The organism is Paenibacillus dauci (genome assembly GCF_000971985.1).
Classification (GTDB): Bacteria; Bacillota; Bacilli; order Paenibacillales; family Paenibacillaceae; genus Saccharibacillus; species Saccharibacillus dauci.
The window spans coordinates 108,070-130,914 of sequence record NZ_LAQQ01000009.1 but is presented as its reverse complement, the minus strand read 5'-3'; the positions used below and the strand labels follow the sequence as shown (position 1 = coordinate 130,914).

21 protein-coding genes are annotated in these 22,845 nt (G+C 48.6%); 11 read left to right on the top strand and 10 right to left on the bottom strand.

The window, feature by feature from the left end; all coding sequences use genetic code 11:
- Positions 1–160 precede the first annotated feature (160 nt).
- Both pdxR and WH46_RS22075 read left to right on the top strand, forming a co-directional pair.
- The gene (gene pdxR, locus WH46_RS22080; protein WP_046228376.1) at positions 161–1,729 is read left to right on the top strand and encodes a MocR-like pyridoxine biosynthesis transcription factor PdxR; all 1,569 of its coding nucleotides are present in this window, start codon (positions 161–163) and stop codon (positions 1,727–1,729) included.
- A gap of 130 nt (positions 1,730–1,859) precedes the next feature.
- A complete protein-coding gene (locus WH46_RS22075; protein ID WP_046228375.1) occupies positions 1,860–2,645 on the top strand; it encodes a helix-turn-helix domain-containing protein in 786 nt (261 codons plus the stop codon).
- Positions 2,646–3,139: 494 nt separating this feature from the next.
- Here the strand turns inward: WH46_RS22075 and asd are convergent, their stop codons facing one another.
- Entirely contained in the window at positions 3,140–3,967 is an 828-nt protein-coding gene (gene asd / locus WH46_RS22070) for an archaetidylserine decarboxylase (RefSeq protein WP_017814169.1), read from the bottom strand.
- Positions 3,968–4,235: 268 nt separating this feature from the next.
- Between asd and WH46_RS22065 the strand changes: the two genes are divergently transcribed.
- Both WH46_RS22065 and WH46_RS22060 read left to right on the top strand, forming a co-directional pair.
- Positions 4,236–4,835 (top strand): histidine phosphatase family protein, encoded by a 600-nt coding sequence (locus WH46_RS22065; protein WP_046228374.1) that lies wholly within the window; start codon positions 4,236–4,238, stop codon positions 4,833–4,835.
- Between the two features lie 41 nt (positions 4,836–4,876).
- Entirely contained in the window at positions 4,877–5,497 is a 621-nt protein-coding gene (locus tag WH46_RS22060) for an NUDIX hydrolase (protein WP_017814167.1), read from the top strand.
- A 42-nt stretch (positions 5,498–5,539) separates the two neighbouring features.
- On the opposite strand, the gene WH46_RS22055 is transcribed toward WH46_RS22060, so the two are convergent.
- The 7 genes from WH46_RS22055 to WH46_RS22025 form a co-directional block, all read right to left on the bottom strand.
- Positions 5,540–6,475, bottom strand: coding sequence for an AEC family transporter (locus WH46_RS22055; RefSeq protein WP_046228373.1), 936 nt, complete (start codon positions 6,473–6,475; stop codon positions 5,540–5,542).
- Between the two features lie 215 nt (positions 6,476–6,690).
- On the bottom strand, positions 6,691–7,812 hold the full coding sequence (locus WH46_RS22050) for a sensor histidine kinase (RefSeq protein ID WP_046228372.1): 1,122 nt from the start codon (positions 7,810–7,812) through the stop codon (positions 6,691–6,693).
- Positions 7,805–8,485, bottom strand: coding sequence for a response regulator transcription factor (locus tag WH46_RS22045; protein WP_069202851.1), 681 nt, complete (start codon positions 8,483–8,485; stop codon positions 7,805–7,807). Before WH46_RS22045 ends, WH46_RS22050 begins: the two co-directional genes overlap by 8 nt.
- Positions 8,486–8,536: 51 nt before the next feature.
- Positions 8,537–9,097, bottom strand: coding sequence for a class I SAM-dependent methyltransferase (locus WH46_RS22040; RefSeq protein WP_046228371.1), 561 nt, complete (start codon positions 9,095–9,097; stop codon positions 8,537–8,539).
- Positions 9,098–9,144: 47 nt separating this feature from the next.
- Positions 9,145–9,624, bottom strand: coding sequence for a DedA family protein (locus WH46_RS22035; RefSeq protein WP_046228370.1), 480 nt, complete (start codon positions 9,622–9,624; stop codon positions 9,145–9,147).
- 254 nt (positions 9,625–9,878) lie between these two features.
- Positions 9,879–10,823 (bottom strand): nuclear transport factor 2 family protein, encoded by a 945-nt coding sequence (locus WH46_RS22030; protein WP_052714335.1) that lies wholly within the window; start codon positions 10,821–10,823, stop codon positions 9,879–9,881.
- A gap of 311 nt (positions 10,824–11,134) precedes the next feature.
- The gene (locus WH46_RS22025) at positions 11,135–12,343 is read right to left on the bottom strand and encodes a cytochrome P450 (protein WP_046228369.1); all 1,209 of its coding nucleotides are present in this window, start codon (positions 12,341–12,343) and stop codon (positions 11,135–11,137) included.
- A gap of 461 nt (positions 12,344–12,804) precedes the next feature.
- Between WH46_RS22025 and WH46_RS22020 the strand changes: the two genes are divergently transcribed.
- A complete protein-coding gene (locus WH46_RS22020; protein ID WP_046228368.1) occupies positions 12,805–13,248 on the top strand; it encodes a GNAT family N-acetyltransferase in 444 nt (147 codons plus the stop codon).
- A 126-nt stretch (positions 13,249–13,374) separates the two neighbouring features.
- On the opposite strand, the gene WH46_RS22015 is transcribed toward WH46_RS22020, so the two are convergent.
- The gene (locus WH46_RS22015; protein ID WP_156172331.1) at positions 13,375–14,598 is read right to left on the bottom strand and encodes a DUF418 domain-containing protein; all 1,224 of its coding nucleotides are present in this window, start codon (positions 14,596–14,598) and stop codon (positions 13,375–13,377) included.
- Positions 14,599–14,919: 321 nt separating this feature from the next.
- Here WH46_RS22015 and WH46_RS22010 point away from each other — a divergent pair, with 321 nt between their 5' ends.
- The 6 genes from WH46_RS22010 to clpB all read left to right on the top strand — a co-directional run bounded on the left by WH46_RS22010 (position 14,920) and on the right by clpB (position 21,559).
- Positions 14,920–15,135, top strand: coding sequence for a hypothetical protein (locus WH46_RS22010; protein WP_017814161.1), 216 nt, complete (start codon positions 14,920–14,922; stop codon positions 15,133–15,135).
- Between the two features lie 15 nt (positions 15,136–15,150).
- Positions 15,151–16,107, top strand: coding sequence for an acetylxylan esterase (locus WH46_RS22005; RefSeq protein ID WP_046228366.1), 957 nt, complete (start codon positions 15,151–15,153; stop codon positions 16,105–16,107).
- 139 nt (positions 16,108–16,246) lie between these two features.
- Entirely contained in the window at positions 16,247–16,378 is a 132-nt protein-coding gene (locus tag WH46_RS24535; protein ID WP_269430657.1) for a hypothetical protein, read from the top strand.
- A gap of 692 nt (positions 16,379–17,070) precedes the next feature.
- Entirely contained in the window at positions 17,071–17,520 is a 450-nt protein-coding gene (locus tag WH46_RS22000) for an Hsp20/alpha crystallin family protein (RefSeq protein ID WP_046228365.1), read from the top strand.
- A gap of 214 nt (positions 17,521–17,734) precedes the next feature.
- Positions 17,735–18,715 carry a DnaJ C-terminal domain-containing protein gene (locus tag WH46_RS21995; protein ID WP_046228364.1) on the top strand — a complete coding sequence of 327 codons (981 nt, stop codon included), beginning with the start codon at positions 17,735–17,737 and terminating at the stop codon, positions 18,713–18,715.
- Positions 18,716–18,910: 195 nt separating this feature from the next.
- Complete coding sequence (gene clpB, locus WH46_RS21990) at positions 18,911–21,559, top strand: ATP-dependent chaperone ClpB (RefSeq protein ID WP_046228363.1); 2,649 nt, start codon at positions 18,911–18,913, stop codon at positions 21,557–21,559.
- A gap of 357 nt (positions 21,560–21,916) precedes the next feature.
- Here clpB and WH46_RS21985 read toward each other — a convergent pair whose 3' ends face one another.
- Positions 21,917–22,807, bottom strand: coding sequence for a LysR family transcriptional regulator (locus WH46_RS21985; RefSeq protein ID WP_046228362.1), 891 nt, complete (start codon positions 22,805–22,807; stop codon positions 21,917–21,919).
- Positions 22,808–22,845: the final 38 nt, after the last annotated feature.

Genomic DNA, 22,845 nt, shown 5'->3' with positions numbered 1-22,845 from the left:
ATCCTATGGTCCAATTTTAGTGATTTAACGCATGAAAGTGACGATGTGAAAACAATCCATGTCTGCGGAAGATTGCATACGTCATCGTGTACAGAATAAATACATATGCTGTCTGCCAGCATATAGGCAGGAGCAGCAGGAAAGGAAGGAACCCTCCAGGATGGATATCACCATCGCGTATCAGCGGGCTCTGCAGCAGTATCCACACAAATACATAGCGTTGTATCATGCCCTGCGCGAGAGTATTCTAAACGGATCGCTGCAGCCGGGAACGAGATTACCGTCAACACGTGAACTGGCAGCGAGTTATGGTATATCCCGGGGCAGCGCAGCCGGGGCTTACGATCTGCTGCTGGCAGAAGGCTATACCGAATCAGCAGTAGGCAGAGGAACGTATGTGGCCCGGCAGCTCATCAGTCTGCCTGCCGTACAGGACGATACGACAAAAAAACATGATGAGCATCATGCTGCTTACGTACTTTCCGCTGATCTAATCTCCGAAACACGTACATTATCCCGCTGGGGAGAGCGTCTATTGGAACTGGAACGTCGGCAGGCTGCCGAATCAGCAGCTGTTGATCATCCGGTTAGCCTACCCGCTACAGAGGAGACTCGGCTTGCACCAACGATTTCCTTTGCTCCCCGTGAGATTCTATTGGAAGGTCGCTCACTGACCGATTGGAGAAGCGCGATGACCGGTGCTGCGAGAGACCTGCAGCAGCCTGTTGGCAGCCATGAGCAGCAAGAGGAAGCAGGGGGCGATCTGCAGCTACGGGAAGCGATCTGCAGTCATCTGGGACGTACGCGCGGTATCGCTGCCCAGCCGGAGCAGATCGTATTATGCAGCGGATCGATGGAAGCGATCGTGCTGCTCTGTCAGTTGTTGATTAATGAAGGAGAGCCTGTCATTCTGGAAGATCCGTGTTACACCGGAATCTACCGGGCGATCACTGCCTGTGGCGGACAGGTGTGCCCGGCACCGCTGGATCGGCAGGGGATTATTCCACAGGAATGGGAGTCCCGTCTGTTGTTCGTTACGCCGGGCCGCCAGTTCCCAACAGGTGTCGTGCTGCCACTGTCCAGACGACAGCAGCTGCTCCGGTGGGCACATCGCCGCAATGCCTGGGTGATCGAAGATGATTATGATAGCGAGTTTCGCTGGGAAGGCCGTCCGATCGAGCCGCTCAAAGCGCTGGATCGGGCAGACAGCGTCATCTATGTCGGTTCCTTTTCCAAAAGTATGTTCTCCAGTCTGCGACTTGGTTATGCGATTATGCCGCCGGGGCTGGCACAGGCGCTGATGGCAGCCAAGCGGCTGTATGATCCGCTGCCTTCATCCCGGCTCGAGCAGCGTGCTTTGGCACGTTTTATTATGCGGGGAGATTACATGCGTCATCTGCGCCGGATGACCCGATTATATAAAGTACGTCATACCACGTTTCGTGAACAGATGGAGCTGCGGCTGAAAGGAGTATTTTCCTGGATGCCGGTCGGATCGGGACTGCATGTATATGGAGTCTGGCAGCACGACCAGGATTCGTATGAAGAATTTCGGCGCATCGCGGCGGCCTGCGGAGTTAGCTGGCGGGATGCAGCGGATTACCGGCTCACAGAAGGAACGCCTGCTGGCTGCTTCAGCTTTGCCCATCTGGAGGAAGAAGAGATTATAGAAGGAATCCGGCGCCTGCAGCATGCCTGGAATACGCAGCAATCCACAAAATTTCATTAATTAGGTAACCTACCATTGACGAATGCGAACTTTTTGCGCAATATAATCGCATAGCCGTTTAATGTGATATAGCGGTATAGTGGAGAGCCGATAGAGACCTAGATAGAGGAATTGGAGAAGGAGGAATATCATGCTTGAATTATCGCCTGCTTCATTTATATTGAAGCCCGCCTTTGCCAAAATTTTCTGTGAACCGGAGTGGCGCTGGCCCAAACGGGAAAAGCCCATGCCCAATTATGATCTGTTCTATGTATGGAGTGGTGAAGGGGAATTGATCCTGAACGGAGAGCCGTATGCGATCAGTAAAGGAAGCTGCTTTGTATTCCGTCCGGGAGACGAGACAACCGCTACCCATAATCCGCAAAAGCCGCTGGTGCTGACCTATATTCATTTTGACGTAAACGAGCCGGTCAGCCGTGTGCCTGCACGCTACCGGGTGCTGGACGAGACGATTGACTTTGAATATATGCTGGTCCGGTATGTCCGGCTGCTGCTGGAGCGGGCTTTTGCTGCTGAAGAGGAAGCGCGTCTGATTCTAAAACAGCTGATGATTCATTTGCTGCGCGATGAGCAGCACAAGCCGGCCCCTCGCAAAGTGAGCAATCAGCTGAACGAGACGATCCAGGAAGTAGCCAATTATATTCGCCAGCATCCAAGTCTTGCGCATCGTGTGGAAGATCTGGCTTCACGGGCAGGATTGTCGCCACGTTATTTCTCTATCAAGTTCAAGGAATTGATGGGCGTATCTGTGCAATCGTATATCATACGGATGCGAATCGAACGGGCCGAGCATCTGCTCGTCTATACGGGGATGAATGTGACCGAGGTAGCAGACGCGCTGGGTTATCGCGACATTTTCTTTTTCAGTCGTCAATTCAAGCAGTATACCGGTAAAAATCCTTCCGAGATTCGCTGACAGGAACGGTTTTCTATGGTAAGCGGCAAAGTTGCTCCGGGATGGCAAACTGCTTTACAATAAATGGAGGATGACGGTAAACACCCCGATCCGTTGTTTGTTTCAACCGAAAACACGCGGGGTAAATACTGCTCATGCATATTGTAAGCGTGAGGTAAACTTCTGTAAGCGGTTGTGCCGTACAGTAGAGTGCCGCCATGCCATAAGAGAGGGGGCCTTCAGAATGCGTTTGAGAAGACGGGGGCGTAACAACAGTTCATCCAAGATCAGCAGCAAAGTCTTCCGTAATCGTCTGCGTCGATTCGAGACTGCAGCACAACGGGCAGCAGAAGCCTGGTTCTAATCCAACTTATACTTAAGCAGGATGTATTTATATATAGGACACCCGAACAGAAAAGCAGCCCCGCCGAAGATTGTCATCGGAGGGGCTGCTTTTTATATCACTTAAGAATAATCCAGACCGGAGTCAGGCGGCCATAAAAGCCATGATCTGCCTAAGATGGATCGATCAGACGACGGTAGGGACGGGTCGCTTCCATATCCATCAGCGTTCCCAGTTTCTCGCCCATTTTGACGCGGCTACCGATATGCAGCATCTCATCAGGGGTAAATGTCCCCTGTTGGATCAGCAGCACAATCGTCGAACCGAATTCGAAATAAGCCAATTCGTCACCCTTGTTCCACGATGTGCGAGTCTCGTCAGCATAGCGAATACTGCTGACATTGAGCGCGCCTACCTTGACGACTGCCACTTCTCCATAATGATGCTTCATGTAGGTAATCTGGCGTTCATTACGACTTAGTACAGCACGCATATTCAGCATACTTTTGTCGTTAACCGGATATACTTTGCCCGGAATATGGTCCCGTTCGGTCTGCTTGCCGGTGACCGGAGCATGAATCCGGTGATAATCGGTCGGGCTTAAATACAGCACGAACATATATCCATCACGATAAGTCTCCATCCGCGGAGAGTGATTCAGCAGCTCTTCCAGGCTGTAATCCTGGCCTTTGACCTGAGGAATCAATCCGTCTTGCAGTGGGCCCATAGCAGTGATCAGCGCATCGACCGGGCTGGTCAGCGACATCGGGTCCGCATCAATCGGACGTGCACCTGGACGCAGCCGACGGGTAAAGAATTCATTTAATGTATGATAATCGTTGACGCTTTTCTCGGCGTCTTCTGCCGGAATGCGGTAAGCCTGAATAAATTTCGGGATTAACGCGCGGCTGGCCCGTGATTTAGCAAAGCTGCCTGTCAGCCGGGATACCCACTTGCGTGAGGATAGCTCGGTCATCAGGCGGAACAGTGAATTGGCCATGATAATAATATACCCCTTTCCAGATAAAGGAAAAATAATGCGATCATTTGTTTGCTTCGTTATATTGACACAGATATAATTGAAAATCAATGTTTACAAGCCCAAACATGGTAAGATACAGGTAGGAGTGCAGACCATTTATGCCTTGATCAGGAATCCCCTGTTTGAAGCATTATAAAATATATAAACAAGAGATTATTGTATACTTTTTGGCTGCAAATGTCACTCATCAGGTTAGTGTCATATCACGCGTAAAGGAGGAATAACGATGACTACATTCGGTTTAATCCGTCATGGCAGCACCATATGGAACAAAGAGGGCCGGGCACAGGGAAGTTCGGATATTCCACTTAATGAAGATGGCTGGAATCAGGCACGTCAGCTCGGACGACGCATAGCCGGAGAATCATGGGACCGCATCTATGCCAGTGATCTGCTTCGTGCACGTCAGACAGCTCAGGCCATCGCCGAAGCTTCGCAGCTGCCCGTCAGTTATGATCCGCGTCTGCGGGAGCTTGATGGCGGCCAGATTGAAGGTACCACGCAGGCAGAACGGATCGAGCGCTGGGGAGAACAATGGAAGCAGAAGGATCTGGGGCTGGAAACGCCCGAATCAGGTGCAGCGCGTGGCATCAGCTGCCTGCAGGAACTGGGGCAAAAGCATCCCGGCGAGCGCATATTGATCGTCAGCCATGGTGTGCTGCTCAATCATGTGCTGAACGCCATCCTCAAGGAAGAACCCAAATGGCATACATTGGAAAATATGTCGATCACCGTTGTACGCTGTGACGAGCAAAATGCCTGGGACTGCGAATTGTACAATTGTGTCCGCCATCTGCTACCATATGAAGCAGAACAGCAGCAATAAACCATCTCCAAGGTGGTCAGGCTGCAGGGGAGATGAAGACAGTGCAATTGAAATGGCTGGAGTGGGCTAAGCAGATTCAGGCGATCAGTCAGGCAGGGCTCGAATATTCCAGGGATGTCTATGATCTGGAGCGATTTGAGCAGCTGCGGGAGCTGAGTGTAGAAATTATGCAGCAGTACACGGAAGTTGAGATTGAGCTGATTCGTGAATTATTTGCAGGAGAAACCGGTTATGCAACGCCCAAAGTGGATATTCGTGCGGTCGTTTTTCAGAATGATCGTATTCTGATGGTTCGCGAGAAGCTGGACGGGGCATGGGCTTTACCGGGAGGATGGGCAGATATCGGACTGTCGCCCAAAGAGATTGCTGTCAAAGAGGTCAAAGAAGAATCCGGCTACGATGTTCGTGCCGGTCGTCTACTGGGCGTGGTGGACAAGAAATTCCATCCGCACCCGCCTTCACCATGGCATGTATACAAATTCTTTATTGAATGCGAGCTGATCGGCGGCACGGCGGCGACAGATACGACCGAGACGATGGAAGTAGGCTTTTTCGCCGAGAATGAGCTGCCGCCGCTGTCGGTAGAACGCAATACAGAGCAGCAGATCCGGACGGCTTTTCAATACCTGCATCATCCGGATCTGCCGGTGTTCTGCGATTGATACCGAATTATTTGTCTATTGTATAAAAGCAATACAGCTGTCCTATTGCAGCCACAGGATCAGTACCGGCAGCACCAGCATGGAAGACAGCGTCGTCCACAGAATGCAGCGTGATACGAGCCGGGGAGCAGCACCAAACTGCTCTGCCAGAATAACGGCATTGACTGCTGTCGGCATGGATGTGAGAATCAGCAGTACATTAAACAGAATGCCCTCCACGCCAATCAGCGTGAGCAGCAACCAGGATAACAAAGGTGCGGCAGCCAGCCGGATCGTCATGCCCGCCCAGAAGGCGCGCTGTGCCGGTCGGTCGGCTGCCGCTTCTGCGTTCCGGGAGCCGACATTGATCATTTGTGCGCCGAGAACAACAAGAGCGACTGGCGAATAAGCCGCTGCCAGCATGGCAAATCCCTGATCCAGTGTCGAAGGCAGTGCCCATCCAGACAGCCGCAGCAGCATCGCGATTGCAGTGGCATACACTGCAGGCAGCCGGAAAATAGAAGCAAACGCTTGCCTGGCCGAGAAATGTGAGCGTGCTGCAAAAAAGACGCCGACCGTATTCACAATAACCATTTGTCCGATAACATAGACGGAAGCCTTGTCCAGACCGAGTTGACCAAAAGCCAGCAGTACAAGCGGCAGACCATAATTGACACTGTTGGTAAAAGTAGAGATCAGGGTCAGTCCTGCCTGTTCCTGTGGATTCAAGTGTAGAATCCGGCTGACGATCGTTGCTATCAGCCATAGTGCGACCAGCGTCAGCAGGGAAAAGGTGATGGTAGAAGTCACATCCTGCAACGAAATCTCCGCATGCAGCAGCGTGTTGAATACAATGGATGGAGTTAATATGTACAGAGACAGAGTAGCCAGTGGTTTGGTATCCAGTCCGCGGAATCGACGCAGCAGAATCCCGCCTACCACAGGAAGGGAAATCGGAAGAAAAACCTGGTATAACGTAGACAATAAATGCATCAGCATAACGATGTTCCTTTCTGCGGCGATATGATAACAGACAGGGAGCAGGGAAACCAAACAGGCAATTGTTCTATCTGATTGAACCCCGCATTCCTGTAATGAACTGTTATCAATGTAAGCCCGCATCAGGCAATCGTCAAATACCCGAATCCTATTCTCTTATAGGATGAAACTATTATCTATAATCAACTTATTGGTTATTATGTGTTAAAATTAGATTATAAACGTGTCCTGTCTGTAGTCAGTGGCAGATAAATTGTAAAAGTAAACAGCTTGCCCAAGTGACTGAAGCTCAGTGTTCCACCATGCAATTCAACAATGTTTTTGGCGATAGACAGACCGAGTCCCGCTCCGGTCTGGATACCGTTATGATTCCGCGAATAATCGGCTTTATAGAAGCGTTCGAACAGCCTGCGCTCCTGTTCTTTGGTAAGGGGAATTCCTTCATTGGTAATCTCGATATAGATTTGCGTATCTGTTCGTTTCATTGTGATATGAACAGTGCTGGGAGTCAGCGAATACTTCAGTGCATTGATGAGCAGATTGTCGATCGCCCGTGCCATTTTCTCGCTGTCCATCATGACAATGACAGGCTCATCCACCAATTTGGTTATGACCGTAATTCCATGTTCACGTGCGATCGGTTCGTATTCAAAATACAGCTGATTCACCAGCTCTGCCAGATCAATCGGTTCCAGCTGAAGCCGTACATCATTCCAGGACAGGCGTGTATACTCAAACAGATCATCCAGCATTTTTTTGAGATGAAGCGATTTGTTGTAGGCATTTTCGACAAAGCGCAGTTGTTCCTCTTCATTGTGAAAAGAATGACTTCGCAGCAGCTCCATATAGCCAATAATACTGGTGAGTGGTGTCCGTAAATCGTGCGAAATGCCGGTAATCATTTCCATTTTGGCACTTTCGCTTTCCCGCTCCTGAATGATTTTCTGCTGCAGACGTTCGGCCATCCGGTTAATATTGGCAGCGACTCTGCCGAGTTCGTCCTCACGGATAATCGATACCCGGTAATCCATATTTCCCTGCGCAATGATATCCAGTCCCTTTTCCAGCGTAATTAGATCATTGACCATACGGCGTGTAAGCAGGAAGAATGTTACGGTAAAAGAGCAGGAAAACACAACAAACAGGGTAAATGCCCATGTCACGCCAATGATCAATACATGGGCGCTAGTTTGCAGCATTTTATTCAAAATATAGGATGTCAAAAAGGAAAACAGGTAAATCACAACCAGCGAGATGATAAAGCTTAGTACACAGTTAAACAGCAGATGCCAGCGAATATTCGTTTTGCGTTTGTGGCGGAATTGGAGTTTATTCAATTTTATAGCCTACTCCCCAGACGGTTTTGATATAGTGAGGATCTTTTGGAGATTTTTCGATCTTTTCGCGTAGATTTCGGATATGGACCATCACTGTATTATCAGAGTATCCGAAGGGCTCTTTCCATACACTTTCGTAGATACGTGCAGAGCTGAATACCTGCCCTGGGTGACTGGCGAGCAGCTCCAGAATCGAGAATTCCAGAGGAGTAAGCGCTATGGGAGTACCTTTTAACATAACAGCATGTTTGTGCTTATCCACAATCAGATCCCGAATCTGAATGACTGCCGGATGTTCTTTCTGACTCAGCATAGCCTGGCGGCGCAGCTGGGCTTTGACACGAGCCAACAGTTCTAGCGGGTTGAAGGGTTTGACGATATAATCATCTGCTCCGGTAGTCAATCCGGTAATTTTGTCCATATCGGTCTCTTTGGCGGATAGCATCAGAATAGGAACATGGGATTGTTTGCGAATTTCCATACAGGCTTTGATTCCATCCATGCGAGGCATCATAATATCCAGAATGATCAGGTCAAATGAATGATGATTCATCGCTTCCAGTGCATCTATACCATCCTCGGCTTCTATAACCGTATAACCTTCATTACGCAAATAAATATGAATGACATCCCGGATATCCGAATCATCGTCGACTACAAGAATGGTTGTCACATGTATCACACTCTTTTCTTTCTTAAATAATAAAAATTCTATCCTTCTGCTTTACTCTTTCTTGCGGCATACATATACAAAGGCAGGCGGAATATTCAAAGGTACATATTTGATTTCTTCGATAATAAATTTGTCGGCCAAAATCCTTTTCATCTGAAGGGAATATTGATAAGTGATAAACAGACCACCTGGTTTAAGCGCCTCAAGTACTTGATTGATCAGGAATTCCCGATTATCCGGAGTAAAGTTAAAAAAGGGCAACCCGCTAACAACCACATCAAGTTGATCGATATGATCCTGCTTCATCTTGATCGTGAGATGGCGTGCATTGGTATGGCAGGTAAATGACGGATATTGGATTTTCAGATATTCGCGCATTCTTTTATCCATCTCAAACAATAATATCCGTGTAGAACTGTCGGCATTCGCCTGAATAGCGCGGGTAATCGCACCTGTACCCGAACCCAGTTCAGCGACGGCCTGTACCTGTTCCCAGGGAATCGGCTCCATCATTCGGGCAGCTAGAAACCGTGAACTGGGCGCAACGCTGCCGACCCGTTTGGGATGTCCAAAAAAACGATGTAGAAAAAGTAGACTTTCTTTAATACGCAATGATTTTTCCTCCTGTTATCTCTTCCTGAATGGGATCTATACAGATACTAAAAAGTGAGCCCTCCCAAAAAATGACCAACTATAAAAAAGGCTGCTGTCCAAAACAAGGCACTACTGTATGACAAAAGAGCAAATCGGCGGAATGTGGTACTGCTGATCCCGGCGAATAGAGGGATAAGATAGCGGATAACCGGAAGGAAAAAAGCAAGACAAATAGCTTTTTCACCAAAACGGTTAAAGATGGCTTCGGCTTTTTGAAAATGACGATTATGGCGAAACCGTTCACCTATTTGCTGTCCGAATAATCTGCCACCCCAGTAACCCAGTGTGACTGCGGTCCATAGACCAGCCAGAATAATGCTGTAGGTTAAATAGGGATTCAGCGCACCTGTACTGCTCAAAATGGCGCCGGTCAGAAGTGTTACTTCATTAGGAATCGGAATACCAAAAGGGCCCAAAGAAAAAGCCAGGAAAAAAACAGGGTAACCATAACTCTCGATGTAGTGGACGAGCAGACTGTTGATCATGTGAAAGCTCCTTTGTTGTTCTGTTACAGTAACTATAAGGAACAAATATAAGGACCTACTGAGGATAAAACGAAAGAAATTCTGAAGACGCCCTTAAGAATTAAAGGAAAGACAATAAATAGGACGATCAGCAAAATGAACAGCAAAAAAGCGCCAGCAGCAGCCAGCGCTTCATCGTTCTCAATAGGGCCTGAGAGTTCCCATATGTTAGAAGAGAGTCCAGGGATTTATTTGTTATTGAATATCTTTGGCGATTAGAACATCGTATTGGTATTAACGGATTTCTCCGGTACTGGTTGTACGACATCCCAGTGCTCGACAATCTTGCCATTCGCTACACGGAAAATATCCACAACGGCACTTCCGCGGTCCGTTTTGCTGCTCTGGGCATGAACATGCAGGGCGACAATATCACCTTCTGCAATGACACGGATGATTTTGTTGCGGCTGTCCGGATTGCTTTGCAGCATGGGAATAAAAGCTTCCAGCGGTTTGCGGCCGGTAGGTACGGTAGGGTTATGCTGGATATAATCTTCCGCGACATATTTTTGCAGAGCGGTTCCGTCATGTTTATTAAAGAACTGGTTATAGAACGTAGTTACCAGCTTCTTGTTAGCTGCAACTTGTTGGGAAGAAACTGGTTGTAACTGTACAGGAGTACCGGGAAGAGGGAACATGGTATTATCATTGGCGGATTTTTCCGGTACAGTCTGTCCTGCATCCCAATGCTCGACAATTTTGTTATTTTTGATCCGGAAAATATCTACAACCGCTATTCCTTTATCTTGTTTACTCGTTGTTACATGATTGTGAACCAATACCAGATCACCCTGGGCAATAATACGCTTCACATCTGCTTTCAGATGGGGATTCTGTTTGATATAGGCACCGAAATAGTCGGCAAAAGCCTGTCGTTCGTCTCCAGCCAGTGGATTATGCTGAATATAGTCTTTGGCGATATAAGAGCTGATTTTATTCAGCTTGTGCTGATTAAATACGTCTTGGTACATATTCATTACCAATTGTTTGTTTTTGGTCTGCTGCGATACGAAAGCTTTGGCACTCGTTCCCGTCTGGGATACAGGCACAGGCGGACAAACGGAGGAAGCAGCATTGGCAGTGGCAGGCAGTCCGGCTGTGGTAACGGTGATGGCAGCGGCGACGGCTGCACCAATCCAGCGTGTACTTTTCTTGTTCATTAGTCATCACTCCTTTGGTTATAAGCAAGCTGTACAGCCTGCTGATGAAATAGATTTTAACCTGTAACTGCACATGTTTCAACTAACGCTCACAAAAGAAGCTAGGTAAGGTTTGTTTTTATATATATAGTTACATATTAATTGCATCTTGATTGCATCTTGTATTTTTTATACAAAAATGAAAAAGGCAACTTTCTTATATAGAAAAGAAAGTTGCCTGCGGAATACAAATGTCTTTTATAATAGGTTGCTACTTGCTACTTAGCAGCAATCTTGAATGTATCTACACCTGATCAATCAACAATAGAAGATCAATCCGGCTGAATAGGCTGAAAAGTGATCGGGTACTCTTTGACTCCGAATACAAAGGCACTCTGGATTGGCTCCAGCTGTGCGCCTTCTGCCAGCGCAATTCGGTCCATATGACGCAGCAGTGTATTCAGAACGACCCGACCTTCGAGCCGTGCCAGTGGAGCACCGAGACAGAAGTGGATACCAAACCCAAAGCCCATATGCTGATTCGGCTTGCGATCCGGGATAAATGTATCTGCATCTGCAAACTTCTGTTCATCCCGATTGGCTGCGCCTACCCAGGAAATCACCTGCTCGCCTTCGCGGATATGCTGACCACGCAGCTCGATATCTTCTTTGGCGACGCGTCCAATCGCAACGATAGGTGGATAATAGCGCAGTGTTTCTTCGACAGCAGTCGGTATCATCTCCGGATGTTCACGTAGCCGCTGCTGCAGCTCCGGCTGCTCTGCGAGAATACGTACTGCATTAGTGATCAGATTGGTAGTCGTTTCGTTACCGGCTGCCAGCAGCAGGATACAGAAGCTGATAATCTCATCCTCGGTCAGATGTTGGCCTTCAATATCGGCTGCGATCAATAGAGAGATGAGATCATCCTGTGCACTCTGGCGACGCTGCTCGATAATGCGGGCAAAGTATTGGCCCAGCTCGGCATTGGTACGATCTTTCTCCTCCATCAATTCCTGAAAAGCTTCATCACTGTCATCGCGTGCACCTTTGACGAGAATATCGGACCATTCCTTGAACCGATCTCGGTCGGAGGAAGGCACACCCAGCAGCTCGGCAATAACGATCACCGGCAGTGGGGTAGCCAGATCATGCACCATCTGCATCTGTCCCACCTGCAGATGAGGCGTCAGCAGATCGTCTGCGATATTCTGGATATGCGGTGCCAGCTCTTCGATCTTGCGCGGGGTAAATGCCTGATTGACCAGATCGCGCAGCTGCTTGTGCTTGGGCGGGTCCTGGGTCAGCATACTCTCACGGTTGGCGCGATTGCGCCGGGAGGAGAACAGCTTGGGATTTTTCAGTACATACTGCACATCTTCATACCGGAATACATCCCAGCAACTGCGATTCTCGTCGTAACGGACAGGAGACTGCTCCAGCAGATCGTTATACACATCAAAAGGGAATAATTGTTGTTCCGTCGTATTTAATTCACGCATAGGAATGTAGTTGGCATATTTATTGCTGATCTTTTTCATAAGTTCCTCCTTGGTAAATATATAATTATTTACATAAAGAATACTGTCCCCATTATATAACACCCTATAATCACATACAAATTTTGTAATTTTTCTTCTATTTTTGTTTCCCCTTTTTGGCAGCGGATATAACCGAATTTCCTTATTTTCATAGAAGAGAGCAGGACAGCAACAAACCTGGTAGCATGGTTAATGGCCGAAGGAGAACGGCATGATTAAACCTGCTGATTAGCCTGCTTGTGAAATGGGGAAAGAAAGCAGATACTTGTCCGTCTGTTGCTTCCATGAGAACCCTGTCTGATAATCTGACAAAATCATCATTTTGTGTAGATAGGATGCAGCAGCAGAGTTGGCTATACTGTGATTAACAGTAGGATATACTCAATAGCAGGACAGCATACATATCAGATTGACATGGGAACCGGCACAGCTGGAAGGAATGAACAATAAGGAGGAAAATGATGGAACAGACATTGGTAATTCGGGAAGCGCATCAGGAGGATATAGCGGCACTGGCGGTGTTGATGGATGAATTGGGATATCCGGTATCCGAGGAAGATATGAATACAAGGTTTCTCGCTTTGCAGGAGCATCCTGATTATCAGTGCTATGTGGCGGAAGCCGATGGTGAGGTGATTGGCATGATCGGATTGATCCGGGAACTGCGTTTTGAACGTGATGGAGTGCATGTACGGATCGGTTCATTGGTCGTGCGTGAACAGCAGCGCGGCGGCGGGATCGGCAAAGCATTGATTCTGGCAGCGGAAGGCTGGGCAGGTAGCGTAGGGGCACGGGCTCTTGCACTGAATAGCGGCAACCGTGAAGAGCGAACCGGAGCGCATGACTTTTATCGTCATCTGGGATATGAAGCGACGTCTACCGGATTTGTAAAACGAATTCTCTAATTCCTTTTCAACGTTGGAGAAGATGACTCTTAATAGATGGATATAGTCAAAAAGGAAGCTCCATAGGCGGGCTTCCTTTTTGGTGAGCAATTATCTAGTTGGTTATGGTTGTATCATAGATCCAGGTTACAGATGTCGTACAGCCGGTTGTGCCTGATCACTTACCGGAGACTGCGTAGGCAGCTTGCCGCTCCGGGACCAATTCGTCCACATTCGCAGCAGCTTCTCCACCGGTCCGTAATTGTATTTGCGCAAATACAGCGGACTGAGAACGAACTGCAGGGCATAAATGAGTACAGCTACCAACGCTCCCCATGCAATGCCGAGCTGTCCGAACAGACCCAATCCATAACCATAATAAATAGTCGTACAAATGATGCTTTGCAGTAGATAGTTGGTGAGTGACAGCTTGCCGATTGCGATGAATCCATTCATCCACTTGGCTGATTGCCATTTGAGGTACAGCCAGGCAAAAGCAAAAATGTATCCGATCGACAGGATCGGTCCGCCAAACAGGAGTGAAAACGTCTCCCAATCCAGTACCGGCATGATGACCATCATGGATTTACTGATCAGACCAACAGGCAGGAAGATCAGCATGCCATTACGATATAATCTGGATTTGCTCTGTGGATCATTAAATATGCCTTTTTGCGCCATGTACATACCCAGCCAGAATAAAGGAATATACAATAGCGAGGTCATGCCAACCAGCACAAAGATCAAGATAAAAGCCAGCGGGAAATCCAGAAAAGGCGTCGTCATATTACGCTGTACGAGAATATCCGCATAGCTGCCCATACTGTATACATGCAGCGTCTCCAGATGATAGCTGCGCTCCATCTCGGTAAGCGCAGTCTCGGGAGTGGATATCCAGAGAGACAGTACACCAAACAGCAGCATCAGGCTGAATCCGGTGATCGTCCATATCAGCAGTGTGCGTGGACGACAGCGGATATACAGCAGCAGTACAAATCCATATAATCCATAATACGTTAAAATATCGCCTTCCCAGATAAAAAATCCATGCAGCATGCCGATCAGCATGAGCAGCAAAAAGCGTCGACTCAAATAAGGATACGGAGAAAGCTGCCTGCTTTCCAGACTGTCTTTCATCTTGATAATGCCAAAGCCGAACAGAAAAGCAAATATCGGCATAAAACTGCCGACAACCAGCACCTCCAGCAGTTTGTTCACAATTTGATCCGCTGTGGAGAAGCCGGATTCTTTTAGATCAATCGCTCCCCAGGAACCATACTGAAAAATCAGCATATTGGCGAGGATAATACCGAGTAGGGAAAATCCGCGCATGGCGTCGATCATTTTCAATCTTCGATTGGTTATGTACACTATAGCCCTCCTTTTTAAGCTAGGATGAGATGGATCGGCGGTTTTTAGCGCCTGTCTTTTGCTGGGTCTGTTCCATTTACAATTACACCGATGCAGCACGATTTTTTTAGAAGATATAGGGATGCGGAACAGGCTTAAGGTACATATACGCAGTGATCTACCATATGTTGCATATTATGGATTTTTTCACGAGTTTTATCTGTCAAAAGAAAGACGTATATCTCGCGGAATAGGTTGTAATCAAGCGCTTTTATTGATAGCATTTACGTATTGGGCCTGCCGGAATGATGCAGGCTTATTACATGTGAAGAGGGTATGACAATGAACTGGATCAAATCCAATTTTAGAAAGTCTGATTTTATTGCCTGGTACGTTATTATGGCTATCCTGCTGGTGATTCTGGAATTCCGAAACCATCCTGGTTCGGTGAGTGCACTGAGTATTATTATTACGCTGATCACGTTAATCATTCCGGCAGCCATTTTCAGCTTTTGCTTCCGTATGATCACCGGCTGGATTGTTAATCTTAATAAATAAAGGAGTCTATGTCCTATGATTAGTCACGCTATCGCCAGAAGAGTCCGCGAATTGGAGCAGTATGCGCCAATGCTGACTTCGCCTGTAGATCTGGATGAGTTCTGGGAGCAGACGCTGCAGCAGTTCCACAATAAACCACTTTCCGCTTCGATGGAAGAATGCCCAACCCCGATGAAAGCTGTGCGTTCTTATCGGGTAACCTACGAAGGATTCGATGATACTCCGCTGTCGGGCTGGTATGTTCGTCCGGCAGATGCAGGAGATACAGCTTTGCCTTGTATCGTTATTTTCCACGGTTATGCCGGTAGCAAAGGCTACCCTGAAGATTATGCCCAGTGGGTATCCATGGGATACGCCGTATTCGCGATCGATGTACGGGGACAAGGCGGGGAGACCGGCAGCCGCATGCCATCCGAGTTCGGCATGAGCTCTGGCTGGATGTCGCAGGGTATTCTGGACAAGAATACATTTTACTATCGTGCGATCACGGTGGATGCTCTCCAAGCCATCGAATGGGCGGCCGCCCAGCCGGGTGTAGATGCAAGCCGGATTGCTACGTATGGTGGCAGTCAGGGCGGCGGACTGGTGTTAATCACTTCGGCGCTGAGCGAGATTCCGGCGATAGCGGTAGCGAATATTCCGAATATGTGCCACATGGATTTTGGCATCCTGAATTCGGAGAGTTCGCTCAAGGAAGCTGCCCAGTTCGTCAGCCGTTATCCGCAGCATTTTAATCAGGTGCTGGAGACGCTGAGCTACTTTGACATGATCAATCTGGCGGACCGGATCAAGATTCCGGTGCTTGTCTCCTGTGGACTAAAGGATGCGGTCTGTCTGCCGGAGACCATCTTCGCTGCCTACAACCGGATTCGCTCGGAAAAGGATATAGCAGTCTACCCGTTCGACGGTCATTATGTCAGTCCGCATCATAACCGTCGTACAATGGAATTCATTCAGCAGCATTTCGGCTGACAGTTGCTGTAGTGAAAATTGCTGTATATCAACAGAAAGTTGTTATACGCGACAATAGGATATATCGATTTGGCAGCAGCAGTATGCGGTGTGATCGCATGCTGCTGCTTTTTTGCCGTGGAGTGATTGGTGGTGCTTATTGCAGAGGGAGCACAGGAAGAAGCGGGAGAGGAGTGAAGCTGCTCCGCTGCGCAAAGAGATTCTGCCACTCTCTCCGGTTAAGAATGGAGATCCCGAACAACCGCTTGCAGCGGTCGATCTCCATGCTTAAATGTCGGTCGTTGGCAGAATTCTCTTTGCTCCGCTCTGTGCAGGGAGCTCAGATAAAGTCCAAAGTCCCTTGTTACACTGCTTTATTTAAAATGATGCATCACACGTGGAGTTGATGTATCACATGCAAAAAAGATATATCAAACATAAAAAAAGATGTATTCTACACACAAATAATATATCGAACGTACAGATGCTATATCGTGCGAAAAATGAACTGCTTAGCCATATGTATGGGTAAATGAAGCAACAAGCACAGAACGCAGCAAAGAAAATAAGGGCAAAGGACGACTTTGGAGCCCGGGAATCTACATTCTATCCCACTTCGTAGATTCCTGGGATCTACCCGAGGACGTGCCCTTATTTCTTTGCGGAGTGGTCAACCTTTATCCCGCACAATTCCCACGCCACCCTCTTCATCCACCCCAATACCAAAATAAGGTCAAAAAAGGTCAAAAGATCAGAAAAACGTAACTAATTACATCTAATCCGCATTTATCAGCAATAACAGCCTGAAATAAACGCTAAACCCTTTTGAACCTCGCCTTAGCAGAGGCTATAATAAAGTCGTAAGGTCAGTGAAGGTCAAACGAAGCGCGTTACATCACCTTTCACTGATCGTCATGATTCATCTTCATAGCTATGTTTCACCAACTGTATATTTAAATCAATACTCACGGAGGAGGATGCTTTATGTTTGATTTGGTTCCTTTTGGTAAACGTCGTGAAGAGTCCTGGGGTCAGCTGATGAAATCCTTCAATGATGTGTTTAATGATGAATTTTTTGCACCATTAAAGTCGTCGACCCTGTCGTTCAAAACCGATATTCGCGAGACGGATCATGCCTATCTGGTGGAGGCTGAACTGCCTGGATTCACCAAGGAAAATATTGATATCGACTATGCGGCTCCTTATCTGACTATCAAAGCGGTGCATCATGCAGAAACCAGCGCCGAGGATGAAAGCAAAGGTCAGGTCGTACGCAAAGAGCGCCGTCATGGCGAATACGTAAGACGCTTTTATGTGGAAGATATTGATGCTGATCATATTCAGGCTTCGCTCAAGGATGGTCTGCTGAAGCTGGATATCCCCAAACGCCAGCGCCCGGAAGGCCGCCGGATCGAGATCCAGTCGGGAGAGTAATCACTGAGGATTGCATAGACAAAAGGAATATGCAGTGTTTAACCTACTGGTAAATTGGATTAAAAATAGGTAGAATAACAATGATATGTTAATCAATCCACGTACAAAAAATAGATAATTCACAACCTTTGTAGATCATAAAGGTGCATTGTAGTTCCTGACCGCTATAATGCACCTTTTCTATATTCATATATATGGAAAGGAGGGAGAATAGATGCCCCGGGATTATTATCAGAAACTGGAAGTGGAACCCGGCGCCTCCAGGCAGGATATCCGCAAGTCGTACCAGCGGCTCGCCAAAAAGTGGCACCCGGATGTCAACAAAGCCCCCGAGGCAGAAGCCAGATTCAAGGAAATTGCAGAAGCGTATGAAGTACTCGGAGATGAGAGTCGGCGGCAGAAATACGATGATCAGCTCAAATACGAATCGGCGCGTCAGGCGTATCAATCCAATACAGGAAATGCTGGACCTAAGTCCGGTAATACTTCCCGAACGGAAGACAGCCAAACCTCCGGCAGTACCAGTTACGAATATCGTACAGGCAGCGGATTGGATGAAGACTTTTTTGACATGTTTTTCGGTGACCGGATGAAGGATTATGATTTCTTCTCCAATACGGCGGGTAATGCCAGCTTTAGCAACGACAGCCGGACAGGCGGAATTCCGCTGCGAACGACCCGTGCCAAGCTGGATATCACACTGGAACAGGCTTATCGCGGCGACCATGTACCGATCCGGCTCGGAGACAAGCGCGTACAGATCAAGATTCCGGAGCGTATTCCGCAGGGCAGCACGATCCGTATTCGCGGTACTGGCAGTAATGGTATCGATGCCGATGAGGAACTGCTGATTACCCTGCGTATTCTCCCTCATTCGATATATGCTCTTGATGGCAGTAATTTGCAAGGCGTACTGGAAGTTGCTCCATGGGAAGTGGTGCTCGGTACGGATGCCCATGTACTGCTGCCCGACCAGTCCAGAGTCCGGGTCAAGGTGCCATCGGGTATTCAGTCCGGGCGGATTCTACGCATTCTGGGCCGTGGTCTACAGCGTGATGACGGCAGCTATGGCGATGTGCTGCTAGATGTAGAGATTGTGGTGCCATCCGGTATCAGCGAGCAGGAACGGGAGTTATACCGCCAGTTGGCTTCGTCGAGCCGCTATCAGGCGCAGATGAGACGGCGCAAATCATAGATTCGCTAACAGTCAAATACAGCAGGAGGGTCGGTACAGTCCATGTCCGGCTCTGCTTGAATTTGACATTGTGCCGTCGTTTGGCATAGCGAGTGCTCTGTATTCCTATGCTCAACAAAAATATGCACTATATTTATCTGGATGGATATTGGCGATTGAGAACAGCCAAATTGAGATAATCAGGAGGGAACCGCGTTGGATTACAACCGATTAACACATAAATTACAGGAAGCCGTCGCTACTGCCCAGGCACTTGCAACATCCATGGGGCATCAGGAGATTGTACCTGCTCATCTGCTCAAAGCGCTGCTGGAGCAGCAGGAAGGTCTGCTGCCACGACTGCTGCACAAAATGAATCTGCCAGCGACTGTAATCAGCCAGCAAAATGATGAACTGCTGCGCCGCAGATCCAGTGTCAGTGGGGTGGCTGCTGTCAGCCGGTATGCCTCGGCAGGACTGCTGCAGGTGCTAAATCAGGCCGAACAGGAAGCGGCGGAGATGAAGGATGAATTCGTCGCTGTCGAGCACGCGGTACTCGCACTTATTTCCGTTAATGATCCCGGTAATCGGGAAGTGCGTGATCTGCTGCACCGTCATGGGCTAAATCGGGAAGCGGTGCTGGTGGTATTGTCCGAGATTCGCGGTCATCAGCGGGTGACCAGCCAGGACCCGGAAGCGACTTATGAGGTATTGGAGAAATATGGCCGTGATCTGGTCGCCGAAGTGCGTTCCGGCAAAGTCGATCCGGTGATCGGGCGGGATGACGAGATTCGGCGGGTGATTCGTATTTTGTCCCGTAAAACGAAAAACAACCCGGTGCTTATTGGTGAACCGGGTGTCGGCAAAACAGCCATCGTCGAAGGGCTGGCTCACCGGATCGTGCGCAAGGATGTACCGGAAGGACTCAAAGACAAGATGATTTTCTCCCTCGATATGAGCGCTCTGGTCGCCGGTGCCAAATATCGAGGTGAATTCGAGGAACGGCTGCAGGCTGTACTGCATGAGGTCCGGCAAAGTAATGGTCAAATTATTCTGTTCATCGATGAGCTGCATACCATCGTCGGTGCCGGCAAAACAGAAGGGTCGATGGATGCAGGCAATATGCTCAAGCCGATGCTGGCACGGGGAGAGCTGCACTGTATCGGAGCAACTACGCTGGATGAATATCGCAACTATATCGAGAAAGACCCTGCATTGGAGCGACGTTTCCAGCAGGTACTGGTGAGCGAGCCGAATGTGGAAGATACGATTGCGATTCTGCGCGGACTCAAGGAACGGTTCGAAGTGCATCATGGCGTGAGGATTCACGACAGTGCCATTGTAGCTGCGGGAGTGCTGTCCGATCGGTATATATCGGACCGCTTTTTGCCGGACAAGGCGATTGATCTGATTGACGAAGCCTGTGCGATGATCCGGACCGAGATTGATTCTATGCCGGGAGAGCTGGACGAAGTCACACGCCGGATCATGAAGATGGAGATCGAAGAAGCTGCGCTCAAAAGAGAGACCGACGAACTGAGCCAGCATCGTCTGGCTATTCTGCAGCGCGAACTGGCCGATCTCAAGGAAAAACAGCTGGAGATGAGAACCCGCTGGGAACAGGAAAAAGAATTGATCGAGAATGTAAATATTCTCAAAAAGCGGCTGGAACAGGCACGTCTCGATTTGGAACAAGCCCAGGAAGAATATGATCTCAATAAGTCTGCCGAACTGAGCTACGGTATTATCCCCGGATTGGAACGTGAACTGAAAGCCGCCGAAGAGGCTGCTCATCAGGATCAGGAAGGCCGCCTGCTGCGCGAAGCGGTGACTGATGAAGAGATTGCCGATATTGTCTCCCGCTGGACCGGTGTGCCGGTCAGTCGTCTGGTCGAAGGCGAACGGGAAAAGCTGCTTCGTCTGGAAGAAGTACTGCATGAGCGCGTTGTCGGTCAGGATGAAGCGGTGCAGCTGGTCGCAGATGCGGTGATTCGTTCACGGGCGGGGATCAAGGACCCCAATCGCCCGATTGGTTCTTTCCTGTTCCTCGGCCCTACCGGTGTCGGCAAGACCGAGCTGGCCAAAGCGATCGCTTCATCCCTGTTTGACCGGGAAGAGAATATGATCCGTATTGATATGTCCGAATATATGGAGAAACACAGTGTCTCTCGCCTGGTGGGTGCTCCTCCGGGATATGTAGGCTATGAGGAGGGCGGTCAGCTGACCGAAGCAGTACGTCGTCAGCCCTATTCGGTGATTTTGTTGGATGAAGTGGAGAAGGCTCACCCGGATGTATTCAATCTGCTGCTCCAGCTGCTGGACGATGGTCGCCTGACCGATTCGCAGGGCCGGATGGTCGATTTTAAAAATACGATTGTCATTATGACATCGAATATCGGGTCGATCCATCTGCTGAATGGGATGGAGCAGGAAGGACAGATCAGTGAAAATGTTCGCTCGACCGTAATGCGCGAACTGAATCTGCACTTCCGTCCGGAATTCCTGAACCGGGTGGATGATATCGTTATTTTCAAACCGCTCACGCGTACAGAGATTCGTCAGATCGTGTTCAAATTAGCCGATCATCTGCGTACCCGACTGGCGGATCGGCAGATTGGACTGGAACTTACGGATGCCGCTGCACAGCTGATTGCAGATGAAGGGTACGATCCGGCTTATGGCGCCCGTCCGCTGAAACGGTTTATCCAGCGTGCCCTGGAGACACGAGTTGCCCGTGCACTGATTGCCGGCGAAGCAGCTCCGGGCTGCGTGGTACAGGTGGATGTGGATCATGGCGAACTGACTGTAGTGATCAGCGCGCCAATACCAGCGACTGCTCCTGAGGAGCCGCTGGCAACCTTTTAAACATATGAGCAAAGTCAAAGGAAGCAAGCTGCTTATCCTGACCAACAAAATCGCATAGTAGTTAGGAATTTCTGGCGTTAGATAAATGGAAGTTGAGTAGATGCGGATAATCGTGGGATCGAGAACGGGTGTATCCAGCAATATTGTAAAATAGATCTTAAATTTTTATTATATCAACTAATGTAATATATATATACAACACACAAAAGGACTGCTCATTTGAGCGGTCCTTTTATATTTCAGTAACAGTAGTTGAATATTCCATCCATTTTATAAGACTGCATGAACTGCAGAATCAAATGTGAATCTTCATGACGGTCATTTTGGGATCATACCTTATCAGCCGCAGTTCCTGGATCAGTCCTTATCAACTGCAGTCTCCGCAGCAAACAGCTCTTTGGCTGTCCTTATAAATAGCTGCACTGCCAGCGACGCATTATTTACTGAGGGCACTGCAATACCAATCTGGCGCGTAATCTGTGGAGATACCTCCCGGATGGTCAATTCATGAGGGAACATGGACAGGGCCAGCTCGGATACGATGCCGATACCAAGTCCCTGACGCACCATATTGACCAGCGTGCTGATATTATGAGTAGTGAAATTGATGTGCAGCTGGCTTTTCTCGCGCTGGAAAGCTTCCATGATAGCGACTTCATGCCCACCTTTGCACAGGATCATATCCTGACCATCCAGATGACGAATCGAGATGTGCTTCTGGGCATGCAGTGGATGACCATCCGGCAGCAGTACAATCATCTGGTCGGAATAGAGTGGAATCGTATCGACCAGCGGATCGGGCAGCAGAATCAGTCCGGCTTCGATCTGGCGGCTGTGTACCCAGTCCCTCACTTCATTGGTGGAGCCTTCCTGCAAATCGAAGACCAGATTGGGATAATTCTGACGGATCTGATGAATAATCGGGGGCAGGAAATAGGCGGATGCCGAAGGAAAAGCGCCAATCGTGATCGTCCCGATATCCAGCCCTTTTTCGGCGGCGACCTGCTGCTGTACTTTTTGCATACTTTGCAGAATCGAGCGGAACTCCAGCAGCACCCGCTGGCCGACTTCTGTGAGCAGAACTCCTTTTTTACGATCCCGGAGCAGTAGCTGTACATCCAGTTCATTCTCAATACTGGCAATCGCATGGCTGACTGCGGGCTGTGTCATATGCAGTTCCTGGGCGGCTTGTGTAAAGTTAAGCGTCTCGGCAACACGAACAAAAACCATAATCTGTGTAATCGTCATAACAATAAAGTTATCTCCTTTATTCGAAAGATTCATTT